General features: G+C 50.8%; 23 protein-coding genes and 1 other annotated feature. Of the genes, 9 read left to right on the forward strand and 14 right to left on the reverse strand.

What is annotated here, in order from left to right:
* Window positions 1-68 precede the first annotated feature (68 nt).
* Both ACOZB4_RS16720 and ACOZB4_RS16725 read left to right on the forward strand, forming a co-directional pair.
* A complete protein-coding gene (locus ACOZB4_RS16720) occupies window positions 69-1310 on the forward strand; it encodes an MFS transporter (protein ID WP_076323772.1) in 1242 nt (413 codons plus the stop codon).
* Between the two features lie 25 nt (window positions 1311-1335).
* Window positions 1336-1941 (forward strand): DJ-1/PfpI family protein, encoded by a 606-nt coding sequence (locus tag ACOZB4_RS16725; RefSeq protein ID WP_379413285.1) that lies wholly within the window; start codon window positions 1336-1338, stop codon window positions 1939-1941.
* A gap of 80 nt (window positions 1942-2021) precedes the next feature.
* Here the strand turns inward: ACOZB4_RS16725 and ACOZB4_RS16730 are convergent, their stop codons facing one another.
* Genes ACOZB4_RS16730 through ACOZB4_RS16740 form a run of 3 tightly spaced genes read right to left on the reverse strand, consistent with a single transcriptional unit; the run spans window position 2022 to window position 3306 of the window.
* Window positions 2022-2828, reverse strand: coding sequence for a phosphotransferase family protein (locus ACOZB4_RS16730; RefSeq protein WP_076323770.1), 807 nt, complete (start codon window positions 2826-2828; stop codon window positions 2022-2024).
* A 22-nt stretch (window positions 2829-2850) separates the two neighbouring features.
* Window positions 2851-3165 (reverse strand): DUF4440 domain-containing protein, encoded by a 315-nt coding sequence (locus tag ACOZB4_RS16735; RefSeq protein WP_379413280.1) that lies wholly within the window; start codon window positions 3163-3165, stop codon window positions 2851-2853.
* 3 nt (window positions 3166-3168) lie between these two features.
* Window positions 3169-3306: a hypothetical protein gene (locus ACOZB4_RS16740; protein WP_379413278.1), complete on the reverse strand. Its 138-nt coding sequence runs from the start codon at window positions 3304-3306 to the stop codon at window positions 3169-3171.
* A gap of 47 nt (window positions 3307-3353) precedes the next feature.
* On the opposite strand from ACOZB4_RS16740, the gene ACOZB4_RS16745 reads away from it, so the two are divergent.
* The 4 genes from ACOZB4_RS16745 (at window position 3354) to ACOZB4_RS16760 (ending at window position 5316) form a co-directional block, all read left to right on the forward strand.
* Window positions 3354-3518, forward strand: a complete 165-nt coding sequence (locus ACOZB4_RS16745; protein WP_422759576.1) for a hypothetical protein — start codon at window positions 3354-3356, stop codon at window positions 3516-3518.
* A 17-nt stretch (window positions 3519-3535) separates the two neighbouring features.
* Complete coding sequence (locus ACOZB4_RS16750; RefSeq protein ID WP_379413276.1) at window positions 3536-3685, forward strand: MerR family DNA-binding transcriptional regulator; 150 nt, start codon at window positions 3536-3538, stop codon at window positions 3683-3685.
* Between the two features lie 33 nt (window positions 3686-3718).
* Window positions 3719-4357, forward strand: a complete 639-nt coding sequence (locus ACOZB4_RS16755) for a MerR family transcriptional regulator (RefSeq protein ID WP_379413274.1) — start codon at window positions 3719-3721, stop codon at window positions 4355-4357.
* A 194-nt stretch (window positions 4358-4551) separates the two neighbouring features.
* On the forward strand, window positions 4552-5316 hold the full coding sequence (locus ACOZB4_RS16760) for an SDR family oxidoreductase (protein WP_379413272.1): 765 nt from the start codon (window positions 4552-4554) through the stop codon (window positions 5314-5316).
* A 230-nt stretch (window positions 5317-5546) separates the two neighbouring features.
* On the opposite strand, the gene ACOZB4_RS16765 is transcribed toward ACOZB4_RS16760, so the two are convergent.
* Both ACOZB4_RS16765 and ACOZB4_RS16770 read right to left on the reverse strand, forming a co-directional pair.
* Window positions 5547-7130, reverse strand: a complete 1584-nt coding sequence (locus ACOZB4_RS16765) for a sigma-70 family RNA polymerase sigma factor (protein ID WP_379413269.1) — start codon at window positions 7128-7130, stop codon at window positions 5547-5549.
* An 81-nt stretch (window positions 7131-7211) separates the two neighbouring features.
* Window positions 7212-8168, reverse strand: a complete 957-nt coding sequence (locus ACOZB4_RS16770) for a hypothetical protein (protein ID WP_379413342.1) — start codon at window positions 8166-8168, stop codon at window positions 7212-7214.
* A 121-nt stretch (window positions 8169-8289) separates the two neighbouring features.
* Window positions 8290-8566: a binding site (T-box leader), on the forward strand.
* 51 nt (window positions 8567-8617) lie between these two features.
* Between ACOZB4_RS16770 and trpS the strand changes: the two genes are divergently transcribed.
* Window positions 8618-9601, forward strand: coding sequence for a tryptophan--tRNA ligase (trpS, locus tag ACOZB4_RS16775; RefSeq protein WP_379413266.1), 984 nt, complete (start codon window positions 8618-8620; stop codon window positions 9599-9601).
* A 210-nt stretch (window positions 9602-9811) separates the two neighbouring features.
* Here the strand turns inward: trpS and ACOZB4_RS16780 are convergent, their stop codons facing one another.
* The 9 genes from ACOZB4_RS16780 to ACOZB4_RS16820 all read right to left on the reverse strand — a co-directional run bounded on the left by ACOZB4_RS16780 (window position 9812) and on the right by ACOZB4_RS16820 (window position 20297).
* Window positions 9812-11293 carry a cellulase family glycosylhydrolase gene (locus ACOZB4_RS16780; RefSeq protein WP_379413263.1) on the reverse strand — a complete coding sequence of 494 codons (1482 nt, stop codon included), beginning with the start codon at window positions 11291-11293 and terminating at the stop codon, window positions 9812-9814.
* Between the two features lie 12 nt (window positions 11294-11305).
* On the reverse strand, window positions 11306-12130 hold the full coding sequence (locus ACOZB4_RS16785; protein WP_379413259.1) for a MerR family transcriptional regulator: 825 nt from the start codon (window positions 12128-12130) through the stop codon (window positions 11306-11308).
* On the reverse strand, window positions 12127-13536 hold the full coding sequence (locus tag ACOZB4_RS16790) for an MFS transporter (RefSeq protein ID WP_379413257.1): 1410 nt from the start codon (window positions 13534-13536) through the stop codon (window positions 12127-12129). The genes ACOZB4_RS16785 and ACOZB4_RS16790 overlap by 4 nt, the downstream gene beginning before the upstream one ends.
* A gap of 231 nt (window positions 13537-13767) precedes the next feature.
* Complete coding sequence (locus ACOZB4_RS16795; RefSeq protein WP_379413254.1) at window positions 13768-14919, reverse strand: ABC transporter permease; 1152 nt, start codon at window positions 14917-14919, stop codon at window positions 13768-13770.
* On the reverse strand, window positions 14919-16037 hold the full coding sequence (locus tag ACOZB4_RS16800) for an ABC transporter permease (protein ID WP_379413250.1): 1119 nt from the start codon (window positions 16035-16037) through the stop codon (window positions 14919-14921). Before ACOZB4_RS16800 ends, ACOZB4_RS16795 begins: the two co-directional genes overlap by 1 nt.
* 28 nt (window positions 16038-16065) lie before the next feature.
* A complete protein-coding gene (locus ACOZB4_RS16805; protein ID WP_379413339.1) occupies window positions 16066-17001 on the reverse strand; it encodes an ABC transporter ATP-binding protein in 936 nt (311 codons plus the stop codon).
* 213 nt (window positions 17002-17214) lie between these two features.
* Complete coding sequence (locus tag ACOZB4_RS16810) at window positions 17215-18339, reverse strand: sensor histidine kinase (RefSeq protein ID WP_379413247.1); 1125 nt, start codon at window positions 18337-18339, stop codon at window positions 17215-17217.
* Window positions 18336-18980: a response regulator transcription factor gene (locus tag ACOZB4_RS16815; RefSeq protein ID WP_339291991.1), complete on the reverse strand. Its 645-nt coding sequence runs from the start codon at window positions 18978-18980 to the stop codon at window positions 18336-18338. The genes ACOZB4_RS16810 and ACOZB4_RS16815 overlap by 4 nt, the downstream gene beginning before the upstream one ends.
* A gap of 267 nt (window positions 18981-19247) precedes the next feature.
* On the reverse strand, window positions 19248-20297 hold the full coding sequence (locus tag ACOZB4_RS16820; protein ID WP_379413242.1) for an NAD(P)/FAD-dependent oxidoreductase: 1050 nt from the start codon (window positions 20295-20297) through the stop codon (window positions 19248-19250).
* Between the two features lie 324 nt (window positions 20298-20621).
* Between ACOZB4_RS16820 and ACOZB4_RS16825 the strand changes: the two genes are divergently transcribed.
* Together ACOZB4_RS16825 and ACOZB4_RS16830 are read left to right on the forward strand one after the other, a co-directional pair.
* Window positions 20622-21494, forward strand: a complete 873-nt coding sequence (locus ACOZB4_RS16825) for an ABC transporter ATP-binding protein (RefSeq protein ID WP_379413335.1) — start codon at window positions 20622-20624, stop codon at window positions 21492-21494.
* Window positions 21418-22395: an iron-hydroxamate ABC transporter substrate-binding protein gene (locus ACOZB4_RS16830; protein WP_379413240.1), complete on the forward strand. Its 978-nt coding sequence runs from the start codon at window positions 21418-21420 to the stop codon at window positions 22393-22395. Before ACOZB4_RS16825 ends, ACOZB4_RS16830 begins: the two co-directional genes overlap by 77 nt.
* Window positions 22396-22398 lie beyond the last annotated feature (3 nt).

The raw sequence follows: 22398 nt of genomic DNA on the forward strand, positions 1-22398 counted from the left end.
GATTAGAATTAGCTTATTCCATGACATAGCGGAAGTAAAGACATAGGAAAGGAGCTGACGGGTCAGCGATGAAAAAAGATCGGGGTTATGCGTGGATCATCCTACTGTATCTATGGACACTTGGTTTTGCAGCGGCAATCAGCCGGTTTGTTATGTCTTATTACCAGCACGAAATGGCACGGGATTTGGACGTGGACCTGACCTTTATTAGCTTCACATGGTCCTTCAACATTGCCGTCGCCGCTATCTGTTCTCCCCTCGGCGGATGGTTAACCGATAAATACGGCCCCAAAAAAATGATGCTCCTGAACGCCCTGTTTGGTGTACTGTCCATGCTGACCGTGCTTACGCTTCATCATCCGGCGGGATTTTTCATAGGACTCGGACTGCTCTCCGGCCTCTCCGGCATGGCCGCGAGTACAGGATATGTCGTGGTTACAAGCTGGTTCAGCCGGCATAAGGCGAAAGCGCTCATGATCATGACCAGCGCAAGCTCCCTCGGACTGGCCATACTGACGCCTCTATTTGTCAGCAATCGGGATTGGCTTGACTGGACAACGGCATTCACCATCACCTTGTGGATTACGCTCATTTCCATACCGCTCACTTTCCTTATCATGAAGGAACGCCAACCGGGTCAGCACAGAGAGAAACCCGCTGTTTCGGATTCACCCCCATCAACGGGACGGCTGCCGTTCCTCTCGATCGCCAGGGAGATGGTAACCAACCGGACGGTACTCCTGGTGGTCTTTGCCTTGTTCACTTGCGGCTTCAGCATGGGAACGGTTGAAATGCACCTGATGGCCATCCACCGGCATGATCATGTCGGCTCGGTAATGTTCACATCCTCACTGAGCATTCTCGGTCTGCTTGAGTTGGCAGGCGGGCTGCTGTTTGCCTTGCTCCTGGATCGGATGTCCAGAAGTTTGGCACTGTCCTTCCTGTATGCATTCCGAATTCTGGCCTTTACGATGCTGTTTCTGCACTTCAGCATTTCTCCGATCGTCTTCTCGGTCATCTTCGGAGCCAGTTATTTAGGGGCCATCCCCGGTGGCATATTGGTGGCTAGCGAAGCTATGGGCAATCGCTCCGTTGGATTGCAGACAGGAACGCTGCTTATTTTCCATCAAGCGGGAGCTGTTCTCGGTTCTTTTTCCGGCGGATTCCTGTTTGACCTCACGAACAGCTACCAATGGTTGATCGGCCTCAACCTGATGTTCAGCGCCTTGTCGGCTATGGGCTACTATCATCTTCATCGTACGTCGAATCGAAGACGTTCCGTCCCGGGTCAGTCGTCGGCCGAGGCTTAATAAACCCTATAGGCAGGTGTTCTTAATGAAAATGGCTTTTATTCTGTTCCATGGGATGACGTCCCTGGACCTTATCGGCTTCACCGAAGTGATGACAAGGCTCTCCCGCATCCGTCCCGACTCGGAAATCTCCTGGGATTACTGCTCGATGAGCCAGCAAATTACGGATGATCGCGGACTGGAGTATGTCATATCCAAGTTAAGACCGAATCTGTCGAAATATGACCTGGTCTTCGTGCCTGGCGGCTTTACTACGCGGGAGCTCAGATTCGACCCCGATGTACTGGCTTGGCTGCGGACAGCCCGGGAAGCACAATATCTCGCATCCGTGTGCACCGGATCGCTGCTGCTTGGCGCGGCCGGGTTGCTGGAGGGCAAGCGGGCTACCTCCAATGGTTCGGCTTACGAGCTTTTGGCACCCTACTGCAAGGAGGTCGTTCATGCACGCATTGTACAGGATGACCGCCTCTTTACGGGCAGCGGGGTTTCTTCATCCATCGATCTTGGCCTGTACGTGCTGGAGAGGTTAACCGATGCAGCCACCGCGGAACGTGTGAAATCGGATATGAGCTACCCGTATTACCAGACGGGAAACTCATCCTCGGTCTATCATGCCAAGACAAGCGTATAAATTCCGAAAAAGGCTCCCCGAAATGGGCCCACTTTCCCTATTCCGAGGAGCCTGGCGGGTTCATAGAAGCCTAATCTCCATTAAGCATAAACACGCAGCCGATCATCAATTAGACCCAGCAGCCATGCTCTTTCTCCAGGGACATCCTCTCTCAGCCTGGCTGCCGCTACCGGCAGCATCCAGCGGTCGATCTCCTCCATCTTTGCATGAGATAATCGACGATATTCATTCAGGTATATTTTATTCCACAGGATTCGGGCCATCCGAAGCGGAATCACCATAAGGCTCGACTGTTCGAGCGGATGAAAAGGAGATTGAAACATCAGGGATGTCCTGGCAATGTCGCATAGAGGGTCACCAATCGTGGCGTTATTCCAATCGATCGCCCGGTATCCGCTCTCCGCCACGATCACATTGTCCGGGTGGAAGTCGCCATGACAGATGGAGTCCCCCTCAGGAAAAGAGTCCAGTACCTTGCATATGGCCTGCGCCTTTCCCTGCAGGATGCCGCTTGCATCAAGAATTGCATGCTCCAGCCTTTCTTTTTGCGGCGGCAGCAAGGTTGTCGTGCAGCCATGCATCGCATGTTGGAGCCGTGCCATCTCACGGGCGCACTTCATGAGCTTGCGCGGTGACGATTGAACCTGATGCAGCATCGACGGTCCTGTCACCCGTTCATACACCAGCCCCGTTCGTCCCTCGATATCCACCATGTCAAAGACGGCAGGGGCAGGCACGCCCGCTTCCGCAACGATGCGGCCCATCTCCGCCTCATATGTCACCCATTCCGGGGGGTACCCTTCATAATACAGCTTTAAAGCCTGAGACTCTCCCCATTCATACACCTCTGCGCTCCTGCCTCTTCCAATCTGTGTACCCTTCTTCAAAGCATTTCCTCCGCTTCCTACGTCAGCTGGATTTTGATTTCGAACGCAATATCAACCGCTGAATCCAGCCTGGCTTCTGAATCCGGCAGTTGTGAAATGCGGATATCTTCCATTCCCCGTTCTGTTTGATGAGCACGTTGGTATTAATCGAGAATCGGCTGGTGGGCGGCTTCTTATGAAATCTTAGCTGTACCGCTCCTGTTGCGTGGGCTATCGCAAGCTCCGGGGTCAGGAAACGCAGTTCCGTTGGGGTGGGTCCCGCCACCAGCTTGGAATCTCGCAGAACCCCGTTCCACAGCTCCTGATGAACCTCATCAATCGCCCTGCGCCCCTTCAAGTACTATCCGTTAAATGTCACGTAGTCCGCTTCTTCTGTAAAGCATTCCGCATAAGCTCGGCCGCTACCTTCTCCCCATGCCTTGGACAGCGAAGCCAATAATGTTTGGATCGCCTGGCGATCCTCCTGGATACCGATCATCAGCCCTATCTCCTTTCTTGCTCTTAAGCGGGATCGCTGAATCTTCTTTGAACCCATTGTATGATAATCCGGCCGGTTTTGAATTCCCACTCCAGGATGAAAACCGACTCGGTCTTGGGACCGAGTTGTTCCTTCAGAACCGGCGAGCTAAGTTCTTTACGTACGCAGTAGCGCGAGATATGATATCGTTATCCACGCAGACCGAATCGTAAAGGAGGTTGCCATCGGCATGATGAAGATCAGCGCTTTTGCCAAGGTCAGCGGCATTTCCATCAAGACATTGCGATATTATGATGAGCTGGGCCTATTGAAGCCGGCCCATGTTGATGAACAAAGCGGATACCGTTACTATTCCGAGGAGCAGCTTCTGACCGTCTAGCGAATTGTCGCTTACAAGGAACAGGGGTTTACCTTGGAACAGCTCAAGCCTTTTTTTGAAGAGGATCTAGAAACCGATGTCGTAAAGAATAAACTTGCGGATAAAATGACGGAGCTTCAGCATGCGATGCAGACCCTCCAGCAGCAGCTGGAGGGAGTGAACAGCAGGATGTCGCGCTTGGAACCATCCGAAGCCGGTGATCCGGCAGGCCCCATCCGTATCCGGGAAGTCCCATCCCAGCTCGCCGCTTCCATTCGCGACCAAGTCCCCCGCAGCCAGCTATGTCTCTTGCTTGATGAGATTACGAAATACGCTATCTTATATGGAGAAGAGGAAGCTAGCCAACTAACCATCCTTTGGCATAATCACGACAGCGAGAATGCCGACATCGAAGTCGCAGTCCCCATAACTAGGGATATACCTGCTAATGGTCGGGTGCGTGTAGACTTCCTACCGCAGTTGCAATCTGCCGCATCTCTTGTCCATCGTTGTGATCCGTACGGCTATAGCTGTCTCGCCTTACCCGAGCTCAAGGCATGGATTTCGTCCCAAGGCTTCGTTCAATCGGACCGGGAGCCGATCCGCGAGATCTATCTCACCTCGGATAAAGATATCTACGGCAATAAGCGTCCTGCGGAATTACTTATCCCCTTACAAGGTAACATGGAGTAACCCTTCCTTTGCACTAATAGGCTACCGAAAACGAACCTCGACCCAGCCTCCATCCGTACTTACAGCAGCAGTAATCTGGCATGGCTCTTATGTTCATGAAAAAACTCTAGAAAAATTCTAAACCACCCTCTTGACTCTCCCCTTAACAGTAGAGTGTACAGTAACGTTAAATCGAACAAGAGGAGTGGGGTTTCATGAAACGATTGGAAGGCAAAATTGCATTGGTTACAGGGGGAAGCCGAGGAATCGGCAAAGGAATCGCGCTTCGGCTGGCGGAAGAAGGGGCGCTGGTCGCTGTTCATTACGGAACTCGCCGAAATGCGGCGGATGAGGTTGTTCAGACTATTCAAAAACAGGGTGGGCGAGCTATCGCCCTGGGTGCCAAACTGGAATCGGTAGCCGGAGCAACAAGGCTTATTCATTCATTGGAGGAGGAACTTCTTCGCATAACGGAGGACAACCGTTTCGATATTCTGGTGAATAACGCAGGCATCGGAACCTCCCAGACCTTTGAAGAGACGACCGAGGAAAGCTTCGATGAGCTGCTTGCCGTCAATGTAAAAGCACCGTTCTTCCTGGTCCAACAGGCGCTGCCGCTCCTGCGTGACGGCGGACGCGTCGTCAACATCTCCTCCGGTGTTACGCGTATCGCCTATCCGCATATTATGGCTTACAACATAACCAAGGGAGCCATCAATACGTTCACCTTGCATCTCGCGAAGCTGCTTGGTCCACGCGGGATCACGGTGAATGCGGTTCTTCCGGGCATCGTGGATACGGATGTGAATGCTGCATGGCTGTATACACCGGAAGGGCAGTTGCATGCCGCGGAGATGTCCGCGCTTGGCCGAATCGGCCAGCCGTCCGATATTGCAGATGTCGTCGCGTTTCTCGCATCCAGCGACGGACGCTGGGTAACAGGACAAATGGTTGACGCAACCGGCGGTTCACATCTGTAACTATAATAACAACGTCTATCGACGCACTCTCAAAGAAGACAGACCGCGTTTAGCGGTAGTTTTTCTTGCGATATCAGGCAGCAGACCCTCCGAAGTTTATACTTCCTGATATCTTAAAAAGAGCTATCCTTGCTTGGCATTAACGCCAAGCAAGGATAGCTCTTATGCCATATTCTGCTGGTAATCGGATCCGCCAATCTACTCAAGATCGCTTTTTCCTGTACCTGTTGTTAATCAGATTCGCCCATCCGCACAATCGACTTCCGCTCCGGGTTCCAGCGCCATGACGGAGCCTTCCCCCGCACAAGCAGACCTCCTACCCATTTATCGGTCGTTCCGGTGTAGGGGGCATAGTCGGACTTCCCGGCTAATACCTCCCGCCCCAGACTCGTCACTTGCAGCACCCGATCTTGGAAATGGGGTACAGCTAGTTTGAAGTCGGGAAAAGGTGCTGTACCATCGATAACGAGCAAGGAATCCGGTCCCTCTGTCAGCTTCGCCAGGTAATACCAGAACTCCAGATCTCCCATTCCCAGTGTATGGAGCTGGTCACCTACCTTTCGGAATAACTCATGAGGCTTATGGATTCCGCCCGCTACAGCCTCTAACGTGGTCTGCTCAATGATCCCAAGTCCATTGTTCACGGTGGGCAGCCGTGCCAGATGGGCTGCGAATGCAGCCCTAGCAAAAGGCAGTGCCGAGGAATCAACCTCCAACATGCGCTGATGTTTCTCCGGCAGATCCGAAGTATAGGCTTCCCACAACATACTGCCCAGCATGAGCTCTTGTTCTCCAATCGTGTGCCATGTGCCCGATAAAGTCTCGAGCTGCTCCGTGCTGAGCTGTCCCAACCCACGAAAAAGCTCGATGCCCGGGTATGCGCCAATGCACAGCAGACTCAGCTTCGTATTTCCCAGTGACTGCTCCTTAAACCAATGCAGCAAATAAGACAGCATCGTCTGGTCAAACAGATCATGCTCAAACCAGAGCACGATTTCATCATATTGCTGAAAATCCTGAAGCTTCCTCTCCTGCGCCTCGCAGGTCCCGATATATTCCTTCTGCGGAATCCCCAGCGTTTGCTCCAGATACTGAGCTCTTGTTCTCCGATGATTCGGCACGTCCATCTTCGTGAAGACCGGACCAAAAGAATAAAGCTCTCGCCACACCAGAATGTCCCCTTGAATGTTCCCTTGCTTCAGCTTATCTCCTACCGAATCCCCATTAACGATATGCAGCATACGCCTGCCTCCCTCATATAGATCGGTGAACACCGATACAAAGTCGGCTACGTGCAGCGTGTTCTTCAGCTTCCGCCGGGCATCAAAGAGTCGCTTCTTCAAAGCCGGCAGGGATATATCCAAATATTGCGAGATCTCCCGCAGGCTGTAGCCTTGAAAATAATAGAGCTGGACCGCAATCCGCATGCCGGGTGGCAAATCTGCGATCGTGGCATGCAGCTGACCGATCAGCTCTCTCTTTTCCACAACCGACTCCAAGCTTCGTTGATCTCCTACCGGCAATTCCATCTCATGCAGCGGTAACGTCTGAAATTGCTTGCGGCGCAAGTCCCTGTAACACTGCCGCTCAACGATCACTTTGAACCATCCGGGAAAACGCCGGGGATCCTGCAGCTTATGCAGATTCGCAAAGGCCTCCGTAAATGCCTCCTGCACGGCATCTTCCGCTAAATGGGGATCCTGCAATTTATCGTAGGCCACGGCCAGCGCCATGCCAGTAAAATGCCGGACCAAGTTTTCCTGAGCCACCGCACTGCCCCGCCGGGCTTCCTCAATCCACTGGAACACGCTCACCTAACCTCCCTTCTCGGTGTCTCTCTATCACTAAGTGCCGATTAGTATAAAAAAGGTTACCCCTCTTCAGGAAATTATCGTCTACACCGGATGGATGATATATCGGAAATTCTCCATTGCCTTCGCCGGCGCTTCCGAAACACGGTTCCAATGATGATAGAAACTAAATGGGAATTTAAAGAGATGGCCGAAGTCCCAGTCGGTCGCAGCCCCGTCGATACCCGCCCAGTACTCCGACTGATGCGGCAAATAAGACGATCTTGCAGCCTCCACAAGTGGCAGCCGATCCACCGGAGATACGATTCGGATCGGCTCTGCAGGGTCCAGCTGGTTGCTGGTACGGAGCACCTTCACGATTTTGAGTAAACCCGGCAAGCCTCTATGGAAATAAGCGTGGTGGCCAAGATCGTACAATATGTTTAAGGCATGTGAGAAGGTCAGCATATGCCCCATCAAATCATGATGGGCTTCCGCTCTGTAGATCACCGAATAAGAGGCCAGTTCGTTCAAAATAAATGCCGAGAGCTGATCGCCGTCCGTTATTTCAGATATCCCGTCAAGTTCATCCAGGGTCAACCGTTTGACCTCGGCTGCAGAATATCCGATCCAGGACCTTCCCGGAATCGTCTTCACGAAAGAGGAGACTAATTCCGCAATATCGGTTGCTTCATGGCAGAGACCGCCTCCAAGCTCGTGGAGTGCAGCCAGACTTATTGCGGCATAGATCACATTGTGCCCGACCCAGTGCAAACCATCAATCGTATCGTCAAGGGCCGCAAGAATCAGTGATTCGGCGCTTTCCACGCTCACGCTTTCCTCTGTCACCGTTCCCGGCTGCAAATACTTGCCGAGCATCCTCCGGTTCTCCGCTGCCACAGCCTCTTCGACCTTCCCGGTCAAATGGTTTGCTTTTATAAAAAAATAACCCGCGATCGCGGCCGCTCCGTAATGGGCTTGCCAAATATCCCCCGTTTGCCGTCTACTCTGCGACAGTATGGATAATCCGTCTCCGAGAATCGCCGTATCATTATCCCTCATCATGAATCCTCCCCATACCCTCTTGACATTCACCTAACACCTGTGTAATGATTCTCATCATATTCATCTTGCTCTCTTCTTATCCGAAGAGCAGCTGCTGATGAACTTAAGAACAACATACCACACGGCTATGAGAAGAAATAGTAGCTTATCTCTCGAGGTCCAAGCGAACCGGCGAATGGTGCGAGGCCCGGTACCCCGGAATAAGTGAATGGATCTTCTCGCTTCAACCCGAACCTCCGATCTGTGCCGGAGCAGTAGGCCTTGACGGCTCTCCACCGTTATTTTGGGAGATATGACAGGAATAATGGTGCATTTTCCCCATTTCCACGTCATGCTTAAGAGCGACCGTACAGTCGAATTTGGGTGGTACCGCGAAGTTACACTTCGTCCCATAGAGGGATGAGGTGTTTTTGTGTTGTTCGCAAACAATCAGGGAGGTGTCTTTTATGAAACGATTATTGTCAGGAATTAAGCCGAGTGGAGATTTGAATATTGGCGGATACGGGGGTGCTCTCCGTCAGTATGTGAAGCTGCAGCATGAGTATGAGTCCTATTTCTTCGTGCCGGATCTGCATGCGGTCACGGTCTATCAGGATCCCAAGGAGCTGCACCAGCGCACACGAGACATAGCCGCTCTATACATTGCGTCAGGCATTGACCCCGATAAAGCGACGATCTTTCTGCAATCCCAGGTCCCTGCGCATGTGGAGCTCGGGTGGTTGCTGGAGACGCAGGCGCATTTCGGGGAATTAAAGCGGATGACCCAATTCAAGGAGAAATCGGACGGAAAAGATACCGTAAGCTCTGCGTTGTTCACGTATCCGGTCCTGATGGCTGCCGATGTGCTGCTCTACCAGGCAACGCATGTGCCTGTCGGTGACGACCAGAAGCAGCATTTGGAACTGACCCGTGACGTAGCCGAGCGCTTCAATAACCGGTATAGACACACATTTACGCTTCCCGAGCCGATCATTCAGGATATTGGCTCCCGCATCATGGGCCTTGACGATCCGTCCAAAAAGATGAGCAAGAGCAATCCGAATAAAAATAGCTGCGTCCACATGATGGATACGCCGGAGGATATCCGCAAGAAATTCTCCAAAGCCGTTACCGACTCCGATGGCCAGGTCCGGCATGACTGGGAGCAGAAACCGGCGGTCAGCAATCTGATCGAGATTTACTCCGTATTCTCCGAGGAAGCCATCTCCGTCATCGAGAAACGGTATGAGGGCCAAGGATACGGCACGTTCAAGAAGGAATTGGCCGAGGTGGTCATCGAAAAACTTCAGCCGATCCAGGAGAAGTTCCATCAAATCGTGAATTCCTCCGAGCTTGATCACATTATGATGGACGGAGCGAAGCGGGCTTCCGAAACCGCAGGCCCAACACTGCTTGCCGCCAAGAAAGCGATGGGATTGGTCACGTTCTGAAAGAACCGAGAGGGCGTCCCCTTGATGATTGTTTCCTTATCGGGAATCAGAACAAGGGACGCCCTGCTTATTTTGTTGGCATGCCTTTTTACATTGTACACAAGTATCTACGCCGCTTTAGTCTGTCCCGCCTCGCTTTAACCCCATGGTTCTTCTTATTCTCGCCTTATTTATTGAAATGCCTGCTATGTCGTTCCAGCCCCCTTGACATCATCTCCCTATCGTAACCGTAATCTTGTTTCCTTGATCAGGAACAGTGATCGCCAAGATGCCACTCTTCGAATCCAGGAAAGGGCGCAACTCGAGTTGATAGGCGTCCGTACCGGCAACCGCCACGTCGCTCCTGGATATCGATTCCAGATAGGGATGGTAAATCAACGTCTCTCCAACGGATGAAACGAAATCTATACTTAAACTGCCGTTATCCTGATCATAACGGTATGCTGAGAGCACGCCGGCTGTCGCTTGCGGATACGCGCGATTCAACGCTTTGACATATGGGGCTTCCTTGAAGCCGTCACACCAACACCAGTATGTATTGCTCCAAAGATACCGCTCAAATATCGCAATGATCTGCTTGGAAAGCTGAAAGGTTGCCGGATGTTGGGAGAAGGCCCCCCATTCCCCGACCAGGACCGGCACGTTCAATCGTTCCTGCACCTTGCGATGGGTAGCAAAAATCAGCTGGACGCGATCCTGATTGTAAATGTCATAATGCTCCGTATCGACCACCAGATCATAGCCGTGCGGTGCAAACACCTGATGGTGTAAGGTTTGACCAGCTGGATCCTGCACTAGCTGCAAGCCGGACTCGATCCCCATGTTCGAGAAATAGCTCGTTTCCAGCATCAAAAATCCGTCCGGGGAAACGGAGCGAATGGCTGCCGCTGTCTTGTTGAAAAAGGGTGCGAGAACTTCCCGTTCGAAGATTTGCGAGACTTCTCTGGCGCTGTCGACGAGTATGCGGTACGTATCCATCTCCGCCATCCCGGCAAGAACCTCTAGCCTCTTTTCCTCGTCAAACCAGAGTCCGGCAAGCTGTTCCATGTTCGGGTCGGCTATTCCCATCACATGCCCCGCATATGAGGCAATGATGGTGCCAAGCACCTCCTGTCCGCTTGTTCCGGGGTACGGCTCGTTCATCATGTCATAACCGATGATATTCGGACAATCAGCCATAAACTGTGCCGCATGCTTCCACATCGCTGCATAGTGATCCTGCAGGCCGATCCCGTCGGAAGCGGACGTATTCCGCCAGAAGTGATCCAGAGCGCGGTTCACAGCCGGACTTTCCAGGTAGGCGTCACTCCAAATATGTCCGGTAACATGAGGAAGATCATCGGAGATGGTGGCCCATGCGGGAGCACCGTCGCCGTAGAGCAAGCTGTACAAATCCTGATGCATATCCAAAAAAACATAGAGATCATTCTGCTCAGCCCATACAACTTGCTGCTTGATTCTGCTCAAATACGCATCGTCGTAGACCCCAGGCTCCGGCTCGACGCCATCCCATATTAGACCTAGACGGACAACGTTAAATCCTTGTTCGCGGAACCAGGCGAACAGAGCTGCATCACAGGGCTCAACATATCCTTTTGCCTTGTCCTTGCATACGAGATTGATGCCGTTCAGGATCACTTGAGCGCCGTCTTCATTCAAGAATCGTTGTCCGTCGATCACTAATTTTTTCATGTCCGCTTCCCCCTATCGTTCTTCTACCGGAATGTAAATTTCAATGTAATGATTGTCGTACTGGTTATAGAGATTGACTTCGAGAGAATGACCCGCGATCTTTAGTCCGCGATTGCGAATGAAAGCTTTCATCTGATCGTAGTGATCGTCCATCTTGGCATAGTCGTCCCTGCCGATAACCACGCATTTTCTGGCACAGTAGCGAGGCTCAAGTTTCTGAAAGACGGAAGAGTCACCCTCCATCGGGAAGGTGGACAGAATGCCATTGTACAGGTAATTGTGATAACGGCCTGCGTTAAGGTTATCTTGCAACACAATCGATATGGTATGGCAGAATGCAAGCCATTCCCTGGCATGGATTCTTCGTACCTGTTGCTGCACTTTGCTCCCGAGTCCATGATCTCCGCTCTCCATGATGGAATCGGTAAGGAGCACCCAGCACGGGTGGCTTAGTACAAGCTCAATGACCTCCGTGTTATCGAACCGTTGAAGCTGAACATCCAACGCTTCCAGCTTGTGAGACAAATGTTTCAAATAAGTCCGCTGGCGATCGATGTCTTGCCGCTTGTCGGAGAGCAGCCTGCGAATAGCGTTTAGGCTGTTGTCCCGAAGCATCTCTTGGATTCGCTCGATCGACACATCCATTGCCCGCAGCATTCGAATCGTGATGAGTGAATCGAACTGCTCAAGATCATAATAGCGGTACTTGTTCGCGTCCCGACTGCGGGAATGTAGCAGTCCGATCTTATCGTAATAACGCAAGGTATCGATCGGGATATCCAGAATTTTGGACACTTCGCCAATCGTAAAATTCAAATTTAACGCCGATTCCTTCACATCTTCCCCCCTCTTCTGGCGTTATTGCTGAACGCGGAGATGTCATCCTCTTTTTTCTTATCAAAAGGGTACAACGCCAGCGGAATTAATCCGAGGAGAAAAGCGGCCAGCGGAATCAAGCCGGTTGCTACCCGAATGCCGAGTATGGCGGACTCGGACTGTTCCGCCGCAAGTCCGTCATATCCGTATGCCCCGATGACATTAATGAAGATAACCGTTTGCAGGCTAGAGAAGGCGACCGTGAATAACGAGAACAATCCGTTAAACAGCCCGGTTTTCCGCACGCCGGTCGTGCGCTCATTCTCGTCGATGAGCAGCGCCGGGGCCGGAGATATTGCCGTTCGAAGATAGTTCACAGCAAAGACGATCAGAACGTAGGATGCCGCCGCGGTCCATATGCCGTCAGCAAGAAAGATCCCCCCGTATCCGAGCACCACAAAGATGGTCCCCAGGTATACACTCTTCTTCGTTCCGTTTTTCTTGACGATAGATCCCATGACCGGCAAGAATAGGAGCGCGATCACATGCGTACTCACATCGATGACGGTAGCTTCGATACCCGTTGACTGCACGACGCTGTCCATGTAGTAGAGAAACGGCGTAAAGTAGAAGAACACGAGGCCGGTGACGATGGTAAATATAATAAAGGTGAGGAAAGGCCTTGATTTGATGATCTGCCAGGCTTCTTTGTAAACCTCTTTTGTATCGATATGCTGCTTATCCAGTGATTCGTACATTTGCGCATCTTCTCTCAGTCCCCTCAGGGCCCAAGTGAAGAATATCGCTTCTGCCACGATTACGGCAGAGAAGATCGGGATGATAACCTCCTGTTTTCCGTCCCCAACGAGCAGCAGCGTCGGAATCAAGGTGATCAGAAATGACATCGCTTGGGATAAGTAGTTCTGGATCACACCAACATCGATGCGTTCCTCCTTGGTTGGAGCTGCGATCAGCATAAACGATTGATAGGCTATACTGTAAGCGGTTGCAGCTGTGTCGTAAATAAATAACAACCCGGTATACAGCAGAAAGATCAACCACTGATCCCATGCCGGATTAGACAGCATCATGAGGAAGGAGGAAACGATCATGAACGGCACCGTCACTCTCATGATATAGACGTATTTCCCACGCTGCACGCGATGCCTCATTCTGTCGATCCATACGCCAAGCACCGGGTCGTTAATCGCGTTCCAGATGTTATAGATAATGTACACCCAAGCGACATACTTCGGACTGAGACCGATGATATCCGTGTAATACTTCAAGAACACATTGTGGATGAGCACTCCTCCGACTGACAGGATCGGACCAGGAAGGGCCAGACGCCATTTCTCCCCTAGAGTCAGTCCGGTAGCAGTGAAGCGAAAGGCTTGCCGCAAGGCACTTCGCGCTTTACTCAACATTTACCATCCCCCGATCGTTCAACGTTTCAACCAGATCCTGTATCCTGAACTCATTGTAAACCATGGAGTAACTCCAGATGAAATAGCTTTGTTCATTTTTTTCCAATAGATTTTTTGCCGGAAGAACGGGTTTTAGACTAATGAAAAAAGGAGCTGTGCTGGTTAAGCAAGCCCCTGATCGCTTATAGTCGGCGATCCTATGTGCAGTATAAGGTGACCCCACCATTAAATTTAAATATAGCTCTGTGTATCTCTATTTCTCCCAAACTTGTAGGTAGCAATCAGCGATAAGGCCAAGGCAAAAGCCAGCAGAATCGCCACATTTAGCATGATGTCATTCAGCTTGCTTCCTTGCTGAAGCTTGCCAAACGTATCGAGCAGCCAATACTGCGGCAGGAAATCGGCGATTCGCTGAATCGCTTCCGGCATCACGGAAAGCGGGAATACGCACCCTGCCAGCAGCGAAGTCGGCATGATCACCATCGTCTGGATTCCGTTAGCCATCATGGTGCTGTCAGAGAACGCGACAATGACCTGCGATAAACTGACCGCGACCAGAGCGAACAGCGACAGAATCAGGAACATCTGCCATAACGGAATGCCTGGCTCGATGTGAAAGAATCGGGTCATAACAAACAAGGTGGCGGCAATCTGGATCATCATCAGAACGATGTTCACGATAGCATTCGAGAAGACGTAACTGCGGGCAGTAATAGGCGACGATAAGAGTCTATAGTACGTACGGTTCTCACGATCCCGGATTGTCAATGCCGATAGATTCACGGCAGAGAATAACATGAACACAACCAAGTAACCGATCGTCCGGTTGGTCATATCATGATTGGCCGATTGATCCGCAACCGTAGTCGTGGACAATTGAAACGTTGAACTCCGATAACCGCTGAATAATTCGTTAAACGCAGCGGCATCGCCATCCGCTATAACCCCCATGGATGAAATATTCTGGACGTACGCGTTCAGATACGATTTGACATAACCGGTAACCTGAGCTCCCTTAATCGATTCGATCCGGACCGGCTCGGGTGTCCCCTGAATTACGCCTTTCGCAAACCCCTCGGGGAAGATCAGCACCGCATCCAGCTCACCCGACACAACCAAGTCATCCGCTTCCGATTCCCTAATGACCGATGCCTCGGTATGCTCCAATTGAGCAACAAAATCGATCGTATCTTGCGTGACTTTCTGTTCGATATCGTGATTCACGATGCCAATGGTAACGGAAGTCTCTCCGGCACCCTTGTAGATTAAGGTGGACAGCAGAATGCCGACCATGGGAAGCGCAATAACGAGCAGCAGGTTTTTATAATCCTTCAACGAGATCAATACCGTCTTACGAATGAGCCAGAGCATATCCTTCAACATTACAGTCCCTCCCTTCTTCGCATCGAAATCATGGCTACGGCCAGCAGCAGGATGGAAAATCCAATATTCAGCATCATCGCATGCATTGCTGCTGACCCGCTGCCTGAATAAATGAGCTGCAGCAGAGCTTCATTGGACCAATGCAAGGGAGAATACGTTGCAGCCTCCCTCATGAATCCCGTTGTGCTTGCAACCGGCGTATAACCTCCGCCAAAGAACGCAGCCAGTTGAATAATGACCATGATGACAGCTCCGGCTGCATTTCCCTTCAGCACATAACTGATGCCGAGCCCGAGGCTGAGCGCAAACAGGATCTCGGTGAACAAAACCAGGAACACCATGATGGGGTTCTCACCCCAATAGGCATTGAACATATACTTGCTGATCAGCACAACGATGATGACAAATACGGCATTGATCGCGAGTGTGCCCAATATTTTACCGGCAAAAATTTCGGCTTTCGTCACCGGTGAGGCCAATAGGCGCTGCGCGGTATTTCGCTTTCGCTCACTATCGATTAATCCGCCTGCCGTCAAGGCGCTATACAGAATGATCATCGTAGTCACCGCAATCGCAAAATAATCAAGTGAACCCGGCTGCCTCGCTCCCTGAATAGAAGACTCAACCACATAGCTCTCTCCATCATTAACAAGCAGCTTGTTCTCATATTCCGGATCGATTTTCGCTGCTGCGCCTGACAGCCGGTACTGGTCGGTGAATGCAGACAACATCCCCTGCACAATCCCGTTCTCTATGCTGTTGCGGCTGTTACCCTCGTAGTTGATACCATTACCGTCTATTTCCACGTAACCGGTGTACCGGTTGTTTCTCACTTCCTGCTGTCCGTTCATGCCTTCCTTGGCCTGCTCAAAGAGCATGCCCGATGAACGCTGTGCCTCCTGCGTGAATGCCTGCCATTGCTCCGTAAGCGCGGGTTCCGTTCCGCTGTCATGGTATAACACCCGGATGTCTCCAATCGCAGTACTGCCGTTAAAAGCGCTCGACAGCGCCGTCCCTAGGATCAAAATGAGCAGCACGGGCGTTGCCAGCATAAATACCAGCATCCGTACCTCCCGGACGATCTTCATCTCCTTCAGTGCGATTCTCAGTACGTTCATATCCTTCCACCCCCTCTTCCCTGGTCTGTTAATCCCGGAGGCTCCTGCCGGTCAGCGTCAGGAACACCGTTTCCAAATTCGGCTCGGAGGCTTGAATGGAACGAATCTCGATGCCTTGCGCCGTGAATTGTTGAATGATTTTATTCAAGTTATTGACCTCTGCATCGGAGCTGATGTGCACGATATTTTCCTTCACTTCAACCGCTTTGACGCCTGCAATGTCCTCCAACTTGCTCACTTCAAGATGGGTGGCCGATTGTACTTCAATTCCGATATCCTTCTGGTCCGTGATGATGGCCTTCAGCTGTGCCTTCGTGCCCTCCGCTATGATCTTGCCGTGGTCGATAATGGCAATCCGGGTGCAGAGCTCCTCCACTTCCTCCATATAATGGCTCGTGTACAGGATCGTGCTGCCCATCTCGTTCAGCTTCCTGACCGAATTCAGGATATAATTCCTCGATTGAGGATCGATGCCGACGGTCGGCTCATCCATGATGATCAGCTTTGGTCTGTGAGCAATGGCGCAGGCGATATTCAGTCGTCTCTTCATGCCCCCGGAGAAACTCTTCGGGTATATCTTATGTTTGTCGCTGAGTCCGACGAAGGCGAGGGCCTCCTCTGCCCTGCTCTTCAACTCCGATCCTCTCAATCCATACAATCCGGCAAAAAAATGAACATTCTCATAGGCGGTCAGATCCTCATAAATCGCAACCTCTTGCGGAACCATACCGATCTGCTGCTTCGCGAACTTTCGATGCTTCACCAGATTCTTGCCCAGGATATGAACCTCTCCCTTGGTCATGGGCATGAGCGACGATATGATATTGATGGTTGTGCTCTTGCCAGCTCCATTTGCGCCCAGGAAGCCGAAGATCTCGCCTTCCCGTATGTTCAACGACAACTGATCTACCGCTATGAAATCCCCAAACTTTTTCGTGAGCCCTTTGATCTCCAGCACGTTCATACGCGTTTCGCCTCCATATTCCATCCACGCATCAACCGGTGGACTTGATCTGTATGTATCGTACGAAAAAAGGATGCCCTTGCGATAGTGCACAAGTTCATCCTTACCCATGAGAATCTTCATGTTGTTGAGGACCCAAATCTTCACCCTTCGGGGGAAAGGAAGTCCCCTATGACCAATCTCCTTAATTCACCAAATCAAACTTACCGGGTGTTAGCTATAAGGAATCAAAGTGGTCACCGAGAAGCCGGTGGAGCCATCCACGATCACGGTTCCATTCACGACCGCGGCGCGCTCCTCCATGCCTACGATCCCAAGACCCTTGATGACCTTCTGCATACCCTTGCCATTGTCGCTGACCTTGGCCTTGATCATGGTGCCCAGAACCTCAATATGTAACGAGACTGCCGTTGCTTTGGCATACTTCATCGTGTTGGTTAACGCTTCCTGGGTGTTATCCTGAATGATTTTCCACTGCAGCGGCGTGATCCGGTCCACGTTGCCCTCATGCGTCAATACGGTCTTGATTGGATGCTGAGCCGAGAACTCCTCCAGAAATAAACGCATCCGGTTGATGCCGAGCTGTTCCGTAGGCGGCTTCACATTCTTTAGGACCAGCCTGATACTCTCAATGCCTTCTTTGGAGATCGATATGGCATTCTGGAGCAGCTCGGCGGACTTGTGCGGATTCGTTGTCATCAAGCGCTTGGCCGCTTCCATCTGAATCAATGCCCCCGTCATGGAATGCCCGATCTTATCATGAATCTCCTGCGACAGCCGATTTCGCTCTTCCAGCTTGAACATATATTCAAACTGCCGGATGTACTCATTATTCTCGCTCAACCGCTGGGTCAACCGATCCAGTTCAAGGTGCATATGCTCACTCTGCTCCTGGTAGGATGCGACTCGGCTTACAAAAGTTCTTAGCATCGTAAGATAGATATAGGATAGAACGGATATAAAAACATACGTAATGACAAGCTCGTGAGGCACCATAAGCGCTGGAAGCAATAGGAGGATCAGGATCATCCAGCTCCTGCGAAGGTATAAAAACAGCAGTTCATACAGATTCGCGGGAAGCAGCAGGAACAACAGCGGATGGATGTAGAATGAGGAAGCCCCGACAATAAGAATAGCCAATACCATGAGGCACGGCTGTGCATTCCGGCTCTTGAAAATATAGACGGATACGTTCACGGACAGGTAGAGAAGAATGACAAGGATATACCACGGCGTTATCGCAAGATCAGAGACATAAGACTGGCCGATCACATACAGGAACAGAATCGTTTGAAAGCCGATGACCCACAATTCGGCATAATTTCGACGTTCGCTCACTTATTCACTTCCCCCGTCAAATAAAAAATCGCGATCTGGGTTCGATGCTCAAGACCTGTCTTGCTGAGAACCGAAGTGATGTGATTGGCAATCGTGCCTTCGGAAATAAACAGCTTCTTCGAGATTTCCTTGTTGGCCAGCCCTTTGGCGATGAGCGCCATAATATCCAGTTCCCGTTCGGTGAATAGACTCCGGTCGAACTTGGCACCGGTGTCTTCCTTGTCCGGCTTCAGCCCGGATTTGATTTTATCCAGCACGACGTCCTGCAGCACATGATGGCCGTGGTACACGGTTTTGATCGCATCGCGAATCCTTTCCGGGTCGTTATTCTTCAGCAGATAACCCTTGGCGCCGTTCAGGATCGCGTCGGTAATATATTCATCGTCGTCGAAGGTCGTCAAGATCAGCGTCCTGGTTTTGGTGCGCTCCGTAAGCTGTTTCGTGGCCTCAACCCCGTTCAGATTCGGCATCCGGACGTCCATCAGTGCCACATCCACTTCATGCGCTTCGCAATAGGCGACCGCTTCCTGGCCGTCTTCAACCGTCGCTACCACGTCGAACTCATCAAACGTAGCCAGAATGATTTTCATGCCTTCCCTGATAAAAGAGTTATCGTCCGCTATGATCACTTTAATCTTCAACTTACGCTCACACTCCCTTATTCAGGATTATACAGGCTGCCATCTTGAAGAACGATAGTATTTTATTCACCTGAATAAAGGTTGATCGTCACGATGCTAAACACTTTTGCCATGATCACCCGACCGATATAGACCAACCTGCTTAAGCAAAGTAAAAAAGCAGTGCGGGTACACACCCCACACTGCCCATTCGCCAGCCTATTCTATTAAGAAGCGGTCATCGACTTTCTTTTGTCGGAAAGGCTCCCCTTCTTCAGCACCGAGGCTCTAATTGATCAATTGCTTCACTAATTCGCGATTGCGCTCTTTGAACATCTCGTTATGCGAAGAGACCATCGCGTACTTTTTGGCATCCGGTTCAATGAACTGCTTCGCGCTGTTCACCGCGTTCGCGGCATCCTGGAACGCGCCTGCAATCAGGTGCAGCTTCCCGTCAAAATGCAGGATGTCGCCGGCAGCATACAGTCCCGGTATGGAAGAATTGCAGCTTGCGTTGCCCGCGATATAGTAATCATCCACCCGATGAATATCGAGCTTGCTGTTCTCCAGCAGCGACATATCCCGTTCATAGCCATGGTTAATAATAACTTCATCTACCGCCAGATAGGAAACTTCTCCCGTCGCATTGTTGGTCAATTCTACCCGTTCAATCACCTCATGATTATCTGAAGCAATGAGCTTCGTAATCGATGTATTGAGATGGCAAGTGGCCCTGCTGTTCATCAGCTGCTCGACCTGCGCTTCATGGCCTGACAATTCGTCCTTGCGGTAGGCCAGGTACACCTTCTTCGCTACAGGCTCCAGCTCGTTCGCCCAATCCACGGCCGAGTTTCCTCCGCCGGACACAATCACCGTTTTGCCCTTGAAGTGCTGCAGGGACTTCACCGTATAGTTCAGGTTCGACACCTCAAACCGCTCGGCTCCTTCAATCTCCAGCTTCTGCGGATTCAGGATGCCTCCTCCGACCGCCACAATAACCGTTTTGGACAAATGCACGCCGGAATTCGCCGTATGTAATTCGAACAGCCCTTCCTCATTGCGGGCGATCGATTCAACCTTCTCGTTTAACAGCACTTCGGGATTAAACGTCAAGCCTTGCTGGACCATCTGTTCGATCAGCTTCGCACCCGGAACGGGTGTCAGCCCGCCGATATCCCATATCATTTTTTCCGGATAGACGTGAACCTTCCCGCCAAGCATGGGTTGATATTCTATAATCTTGGTCTTCATGCCGCGCAGTCCACTATAAAAAGCAGAATATAATCCTGCTGGTCCTCCACCAATAACCGTTACATCAAATATCTCTTTCCCACTCATGCATTTCACTCCCGGTCTATAGATTAAAAGGCTGTTTGTGATCACCTTGTAACGTAAATGATTATCATTATCAATTAGTATACGTTGCCTTTCTTCGTTTTACAATCAAACATTTAGAAAAAATTCATATTGTCACAATTTCGCCTATATATAGGCATGTAACACGCTACCAATCTATATATGGATATTATTCGGATGAAACATGAATATTATTTAAAATTTCCATTAAGATATTTATTGACAACGACCCGGCCCCCCATTATATTTATGAATGAAATTGAGAATCATTATCGTTTGATAGCTAACTACTCTGGAGGTGAAATGATGATTCGCCTAAGTACAGATCGAATAAGCGTCGGTTACGGCGAGAATCTGATATTGAATCGTCTTAATGTAGATATTCCCGATAAAAGAATCACAACCATTATTGGGCCTAACGGCTGCGGCAAATCCACTCTTTTGAAGGCTGTTACCCGCATCATTCCTTACCAGTCCGGTGCTGCCATTCTGGATGGAGAAGAAATCGCCAAGATGAACACCAAGCTGCTGGCGAAAAAGCTGGCCATTCTGCCCCAAACTCCGGAAGGACCCGGCGGTTTGACGGTTGGCGAGCTTGTCTCCTATGGCCGATATCCTCATCAACGCGGTTTTGGCCGCTTGACCAAGCAGGATATGGAAGTGATTGACTGGGCGCTGGAGGTTACCGGAACCCAGGATTACAAATATCGCTCGGTGGATGCTCTGTCCGGCGGACAAAGGCAGCGGGTGTGGATTGCGATGGCACTTGCTCAGGAGACCGAAATGATCTTCCTCGACGAACCAACCACGTACCTGGACATGGCGCATCAGCTTGAGATCCTGGAATTGCTGGAGAAGCTTAATATCGAGCAGGAACGTACCATTGTTATGGTTCTGCATGATTTAAACCAAGCTGCCAGATTCGCTGATTACATTATCGCGATGAAGGATGGGGATATCATTCAGGCCGGAGATCCGGAAGCCGTCATTTCGCACGACGTATTAAAAAAAGTATTCCATATCGACGCAGAGATCGGCCGCGATCCGCGCACGGCAAAACCGATCTGTATCACATACAATCTATTAAAAGGGGAAAAAGAGGATGTACTCAAAACGCAGCAAAACGACAACTTCGAAGAAACTACTCATCCCGTTTATCGCACTGCTGTTCATTCTTAGCGCTTGCGGCACCAAGCCAGCAGAAACGAGCGGCAGCAATACAGAAACGACAGAAACACCGAAAACCGAACAAACCGAAACCAACTCCGGAACCATTACATATGAGTCCGAGAACGGACCCGTTGAGGTGCCTGCCAATCCGCAGCGCGTGGTTGTGCTGTCCTCCTACGTAGGCGACCTGCTTGCGCTCGGCGTCAACATGGTGGGCGTTGATTCCTGGTCCAAAGCCAATCCCGCATTTGCGGACAAAATCAAGGATGCCGAAGAAGTTACGGATGAAAGCCTGGAGAAAATCATCGAGCTGGATCCCGATCTCATCATCGGCCTGTCCAATATCAAGAACGTCGATAAGCTGAAAGAGATTGCCCCAACCGTGACCTTTACCTACGGAAAAGTCGATTATTTGACGCAGCATCTTGAAATCGGCAAGCTTGTGAACAAAGAAAAAGAAGCCCAGGCCTGGATAGACGATTTCAAACAACGGGCGCAAAAAGCCGGCGAGGACATCCGTGCCAAAATCGGAGAAGACGCCACCGTATCCGTTATCGAGAGCTTTAATAAGCAGCTTTATGTATACGGCGATAACTGGGGCCGCGGTACTGAAATCCTGTATCAGGAAATGAAGCTGAAAATGCCGGAAAAAGTGAAGGAAATGGCATTGAAGGACGGCTATTATGCCCTTTCAACGGAAGTGCTGCCGGAGTATGCCGGCGACTATGTCATTCTGAGCAAATTTGCCGATGCCGATACGTCCTTCCAGCAAACCGAGACGTATAAGCAAATCCCGGCGGTGAAGAATGGCCGCGTATTCGAAGCAGACGGAAACCGGATTTATTTTAATGATCCAACCACGCTGGAGTACCAGCTGGAGTTCATTACGGAACACTTTTTGGGCAACTAGCAT

It is taken from the genome of Paenibacillus sp. NPDC058898, assembly GCF_049316025.1.
GTDB lineage: Bacteria > Bacillota > Bacilli > Paenibacillales > Paenibacillaceae > Paenibacillus_AQ.

Bases quoted from the DNA above. Each gene is read 5' to 3' on its own strand.
- ACOZB4_RS16720 (WP_076323772.1), top strand. From the start codon at position 69: ATGAAAAAAGATCGGGGTTATGCGTGGATCATCCTACTGTATCTATGG.
- ACOZB4_RS16725 (WP_379413285.1), top strand. From the start codon at position 1,336: ATGAAAATGGCTTTTATTCTGTTCCATGGGATGACGTCCCTGGACCTT.
- ACOZB4_RS16740 (WP_379413278.1), bottom strand. From the start codon at position 3,306: ATGATCGGTATCCAGGAGGATCGCCAGGCGATCCAAACATTATTGGCT.
- ACOZB4_RS16750 (WP_379413276.1), top strand. From the start codon at position 3,536: ATGATGAAGATCAGCGCTTTTGCCAAGGTCAGCGGCATTTCCATCAAG.
- ACOZB4_RS16760 (WP_379413272.1), top strand. From the start codon at position 4,552: ATGAAACGATTGGAAGGCAAAATTGCATTGGTTACAGGGGGAAGCCGA.
- ACOZB4_RS16770 (WP_379413342.1), bottom strand. From the start codon at position 8,168: ATGAGGGATAATGATACGGCGATTCTCGGAGACGGATTATCCATACTG.
- trpS (WP_379413266.1), top strand. From the start codon at position 8,618: ATGAAACGATTATTGTCAGGAATTAAGCCGAGTGGAGATTTGAATATT.
- ACOZB4_RS16780 (WP_379413263.1), bottom strand. From the start codon at position 11,293: ATGAAAAAATTAGTGATCGACGGACAACGATTCTTGAATGAAGACGGC.
- ACOZB4_RS16790 (WP_379413257.1), bottom strand. From the start codon at position 13,536: ATGTTGAGTAAAGCGCGAAGTGCCTTGCGGCAAGCCTTTCGCTTCACT.
- ACOZB4_RS16795 (WP_379413254.1), bottom strand. From the start codon at position 14,919: ATGTTGAAGGATATGCTCTGGCTCATTCGTAAGACGGTATTGATCTCG.
- ACOZB4_RS16800 (WP_379413250.1), bottom strand. From the start codon at position 16,037: ATGAACGTACTGAGAATCGCACTGAAGGAGATGAAGATCGTCCGGGAG.
- ACOZB4_RS16805 (WP_379413339.1), bottom strand. From the start codon at position 17,001: ATGAACGTGCTGGAGATCAAAGGGCTCACGAAAAAGTTTGGGGATTTC.
- ACOZB4_RS16820 (WP_379413242.1), bottom strand. From the start codon at position 20,297: ATGAGTGGGAAAGAGATATTTGATGTAACGGTTATTGGTGGAGGACCA.
- ACOZB4_RS16825 (WP_379413335.1), top strand. From the start codon at position 20,622: ATGATTCGCCTAAGTACAGATCGAATAAGCGTCGGTTACGGCGAGAAT.
- ACOZB4_RS16830 (WP_379413240.1), top strand. From the start codon at position 21,418: ATGTACTCAAAACGCAGCAAAACGACAACTTCGAAGAAACTACTCATC.